Annotated in this window: 4 protein-coding genes; all 4 read right to left on the minus strand. The window is 28.6% G+C overall.

Features of this window, described 5'->3' with window-relative positions:
- The coding region (locus ABY298_RS14400) for a hypothetical protein (RefSeq protein ID WP_372746754.1) at positions 1-464 on the minus strand (464 nt) is incomplete at its 3' end.
- Positions 465-565: 101 nt separating this feature from the next.
- Positions 566-3,019, minus strand: coding sequence for a TonB-dependent receptor plug domain-containing protein (locus ABY298_RS14405; RefSeq protein WP_372746755.1), 2,454 nt, complete (start codon positions 3,017-3,019; stop codon positions 566-568).
- Positions 3,020-3,021: 2 nt separating this feature from the next.
- Positions 3,022-3,738, minus strand: coding sequence for a DNA repair protein RecO (recO, locus tag ABY298_RS14410; protein ID WP_372746756.1), 717 nt, complete (start codon positions 3,736-3,738; stop codon positions 3,022-3,024).
- A partial coding sequence (locus tag ABY298_RS14415) for a two-component regulator propeller domain-containing protein (protein ID WP_372746757.1) occupies positions 3,739-5,782 on the minus strand: 2,044 nt, incomplete at its 5' end.

Below are 5,782 nucleotides of genomic sequence, written 5' to 3' on the forward strand. Positions count from 1 at the left end.
ATATCTGCTAAAGGACTCCCTCCTAAAACATAAATTAAAGGAGAAGAATTTATACTTACCGAAAAGGAAAAATCAGGACTATCTCTATTGTTTTCAATAGTTATAGTTGTAGATGCAGAACAGTTATTACTGGTGTTTTTAATAATAAAATCGTAATATTTAACACCATTTCTACAATCTTCAGAACGAACATTATATGGCAAACTATAGTAATAATACAACGTAAAATCTGCTGTATTACTTAAAACAATATCTTCAATATTTAAAGTCCCACAATTAGATCTTATATTTGTTATTCTAAAAGTTAAACTACTCCCCTCAGTTATTGCTACAGATTCTCCTTGGGTTACTGCAGAACCACCTAATAAATTCACTTGCATCTCCTGCGCCTTAGTTGTAGCAGAAACCGCTAAAAACAAACCAAGAATTAATATCATCCTTAAATATAACCAACTACCTTTCATCTATATACACATTAAATATTGGCTAATTTAAATAAAATGTTCCGAATAGACAATAAATGGTATGTTTTATCGTATAAACTACACTTTTGTATATATTAAAACTAAATATTTAATAGGAATGAGATGGAAATATTTCTACCGGGTGCGGATATGGAAGACGCGAATTCCTTATAATGTATATCAAATATATTATCAATATTTAAAAAACAAGTAACGCTATTATTAATTTTATAATTTGTGTTAAAATTTAAAGTATTCCAACCAGGAGTTCCGTAATAACTATTGGTTTCTGTAATAAATGGGGTTTGTTCTAAACTATCAATACCCTCAATTGTATTATAATCTTCCAATTTTTTCTTTTGATTAAATTTCCAATTGATAGCTGCCTGAAAACGATCAAATTCATAACCCAATTCTAGTAAACCGAAAATTGGAGGAATAGAAGATAATGGTTCATTGGTATCATACGCCTTCCCTTTTGTATATGTTAAAGATCCTTTTCCGTACCATTGATTATTAATATTCCCTCTAAAACCAAAAGTTCCACCAAAAATATAGGCATTGTCTTTATTAACATTTGCAACTACATTTCCCTCTTCGCCATCATACATAATAGTTTCACTGTTATTTATTTTAAAATAATCTCGTGTAATATAATTAGAAAGCAATGTATAATACACATTTAAGTGCGTGGTAAATGTTTTCTCTTTAAAATATTTTATAATACTAGTTTCAAAATTATACACATATTCTGGCTCTAATGATGTATTTGGAACTGTAACATTACCCGATTTTTCTCTTACCTTTCCAATATCATCTAAATTTGGCGCTCTAAAACCAGAAGAAACAACACTATTTAATTGCCAATCTTTTGATGGTTTAAACACATAACCAACAGTGGCGGTTATAGCACTATTATTTAAAGAAATATCTGAATCTGGCAGCGTTATAAAAGTCTCATCAATCCATTTGGCTGTTAAATTTGAATTAACATAGCGCAACCCTGTATTTAATGTTGATGTTTTGCTAATGTCTTGCCTATAATTTATATATGAAGCTAAACTTGTGCTGGTTCCACCTCCATCAGGATATCTGGATTGTACGGTAAAATCATCTGAAAAACCAACAATTTTATTTCCAAAAACTTCAATTGTTTTTCCATATGCATTTGATCCAACATCATTATAAATTGCTTCAAAACCGTATGATAATATTCTATTATTACTATTTGTTAATGGCACAAAAAAATCGCCATTTAAACTAAATACATCAACATTTTCTATTCTGTAGGTTCTATCTAAACTCGAAAATTTTCTTTGAATTCTAGATTCTTCAATATCTTGATACGCAAAAGTTATAGCACCACTTTCCAACCATTTTTTATCTGAATTTATTTTTAATTGGGTTGATAGAAGTAATCTTTTTTGAGGTCCGTAATACGATTCTGCATTTTTTAATTCTCCACTAGAATACTCGGTTAAGTCTTCAAAATTATTAATATTTGAAGATGTAGAATATTGTAAATTAACTATTAAATCGTTTTTTAAGTTTAATGGAAATACTAATTTTTGTAAAACATCTGTTTGATTATAGTCTGTATTTTTTTGCAAGTATTCTTTTGAATTTATAACTGCATTTTCATTATAAAAAGAGTTGGTGTTGTTTGAATATTCAAATACTTTTCCCCAATCATTAAACCCATGTGTGCGATTTTTACCCATAGCGGTTTCTCCAAATTTACTATGTGAAATACTTGTATATGATGCAAATTTTGCTCTTCGTATTTCTATATTCGCTTCATTTGTAAATTCAGAGTTTACAGAACTAAATCTGGAATAAACAGCTGTATTTACAGTTGGCTTTTCACTAATTTTAGGTGTTTTTGTAAAATAATGAATAACACCTCCTAAAGCATCTGACCCGTAAATAACCGATGATGGCCCAAATACAACCTCTGTTCTTTCTATAATGTTTGGAGATACTGTAATTGAATTTTGCAAATGCCCTGTTCTATATATAGCATTGTTCATTCTTACGCCATCAACCACCAATAAAACTCTATTTGCCTCCATTCCTCTTAATACTGGGCTTCCACCACCAGATTGTGTTTTTTGAACACGGATTCCAGGTAAATTAGCCAACAAATCGGCAGAAGTTTGTGGTGCTATTTTTTTTATTTCTTCTAGTGATGCTACAGTAAATTGCTCTGCTACCCTACTTCTTTTTTCTTGTCCTTTTGAAGCTGAAAGTACTATTTCATCTAATTGTTCAGCTTTTTTATTTAAATAAACTACAAATTCTAATTCTCCAAGTTCGCGCTTTAAAATTTCAAATTCGTAATAAGAAATATGGTTAAAATACATTACATCAACATCTTTAAAATCAGTCAAATCAGCAATTCCGTTTTTATTAGTAGAAACTACCGATGTATTTGTATCATTATAAATTGTTACACCTTGAATAGGTAAATTTAAACCTCTATCCATAACAATTACTTGTTGTGCATTTATAGTTATAGTAAATACAACAAATAAATTAAATAATAATACTCTCATAATTAACTAAATACAGCTTTTAATACATTAAAAGATTTTGGCTTTTTAAAGCCGCTTAAATGAAATTCGAAATATTGAATTAAAATTGCAAGAACAGCTTGCCTATTTATTGCATTAAATTGAACCAAATGTAAGGCATCAAAATTAATACCAAAAAGCTTTTTAAATTGCACTAAATTTTCACCACTCACACTATTAGAGCTTCTTAAGTTTGTAAAATTCCCTTCAACTAAATCAAAATACAAACTATTAAAATTATTTGTTTCTGGGTAAAATCCTAAAAACTTGGTTAAATTTAATAAAAACAGTAAATGAAAATTTGAAATATCATTGTGAGTATCTAACCATAAGAATGATGTTTCTAAATATGAATACAAAGCCTCATTTCGCTCTTCTTCCTTAATAGAATAATATAAGATTTCCGCTAAAAACAATGCAATGGTTTGCTTTTTTATATCGCTGTGAAGGGATTGATAAAAACTAACAATTTCAATATCTCTAATAGAGTTTAAAGTTCCCTTATTATTATGATTTGCAGTTAAAATTAACTGATTTAAAGATTGAAAATAGGCAGGTTTTATTTTTCCTTTTTTTGCACTTAAAACACCTTTTAGTAAATAGGCCTTTATACCTGATTTTTCTGTATAACAAGTTGCTATTAAGCTTGTATCACCAAATTTTATTGTTGAAATAACTATTGCTTTGGTAACTTCAATCATTTAATTAATTATTGCAATTTTTGTGATTGCTGTTTCGGAACTTTCATTTGAAGTTAATAGAACAATATAAACACCTGAAGCTACTTTTTTACCCGCTAAATTGGTTTTATCCCAAACAACTTTTCCTCCATACAACTCCTCACCTTCTTTAACATTTGTTTCGTACACTAAATTTCCGGCTGTATCTAAAATTTTTACATTTGTTTTATTTGGCAAATGGGCTCCATTTCTTCCATCAATAGTAATTAAACTATTATTTTTAGTTGAAGGATTTGGATATGCATACACTTCAGGAAGTTCGTCTCCATAAGTTGCTACATTGCTATTATAAGCTACAATTCCTTTGTCTGTAGCAAAGTACACTTTACCTGAATTTTTATCTACTGCAATCTTTAAAATTTTATCAGATGGTAAAGGAGAATTATCTGTATTAAAAGTTTGTAATGTTGTACTTCCATCAGGATTTGTTTGTAATACTCCACCAGAATCTGTTCCAAACCATTTATTATCGGCACCATCTATAGCAATTGAATTTATAACAGCATCACCTAATAATTTTTGAGCCACATTATCTTCTAAAATTATAACCGACTCTGCTATTACGCTTGAACTTGAAAACACATTTATAGCGTTATACAAAACAACCAATCCACCATAAGTTCCTATCCATAATCTATTACTTGCATCCATTTGAATGGTTCTAACATTTAATGAAGGTAATGCGCCTAGATAACTATCGGTTGTTAGCGCTGTTTTATTATTACTACTTTCATTAAAAACCAATACTCCATCTTGTCTAGATCCAATCCATACGTTATTAAAACTGTCTACAATCAATTCATTTAACCCATAACCGCCATAAGATGCAATAGAAGTCATATCAAAACTAGACCACACTCCATTTGATGAATATTTTTTAATTGGCTCATTTACCCAAGAATTTGCAATCCATAAATTACCCTGACTATCAAATGCTGATCCTCCAATTCTTGTACTTATATAGTTAGGATTAGCAGTGTATATCAAATTTTCCAAACCACTATTTGAATAATTCCAAAAATCAGTCATTTCATCATTTTCCATAATTAACATACCTCCAGTGTTTGTAACATCTGTTGGGCTACTAGCTGCATATGAACTTATATAAACCTTATTGCTATTATTTATATCAAAAGTTACATTCACCAAATTTTTTACATTAAAATTACTATAAGGAATATTAACCCAATTATTGGCATTAAAATGACTTACTCCGTATTTTCCATTTGATGGATTATAAGAAGTGCTATAACCTCCATAAACAACCCACAAATTAGCATCTTTTACAGAAATTGAAAACGGTGAATTAGATAATGGACCATCAGGGTGAATTTCCGTAAAATCGCCTATTGTTTCAAATTCACTTTTAAGAATTCCATATTCGGTAGTTGCTATATATAGTGTGTTATTATCAAATAATGCCGTATTTGTACTAAAATAATATGGGTTGGTAGATACTGTTGTATAACTTGTATACTGAGAATTATCTGTTTTATTAATATAAATAATTCTTAAGGTTGAAATTGTTAAATAATCTGTACTAGACTTTAAACTAAGCAAGCTTTGAGAATATGTTTTAACAGTTACTAACAAATTATTTTCTAACCTATAAAGAGTTTTGTCTTTTATAGTATAAATTTGGTTGTTAAAAACTTCAATAGACACAAAATTTCCAGTAAAATAATGTGTCCAATTATTAAAATCTATCAAATTTAAATTGTCGGCATCAGCCACATATATTCCATTTTCTGTAGCGGCATATATTTTATTATCAAAAATTTTAATTTTATTTATTAATACTTCTGTGGACTCATCTCCAATAAAGAAAGTATCTCCAAATTGCTGTTTTGATAAATCATAAACCACAATTGCAAAAGAAGTAGAAATGTATAATTTATTATTATATTCAACTATATCATTAATTGATTTATCTCCTGTATAATTAAAATTCTCTATGTCTTTTAACAAAGATATATTTCCATTTTTATCAATAATTTCAATTAAT

This window comes from Lutibacter sp., assembly GCF_041596795.1.
Lineage (GTDB): Bacteria > Bacteroidota > Bacteroidia > Flavobacteriales > Flavobacteriaceae > Lutibacter.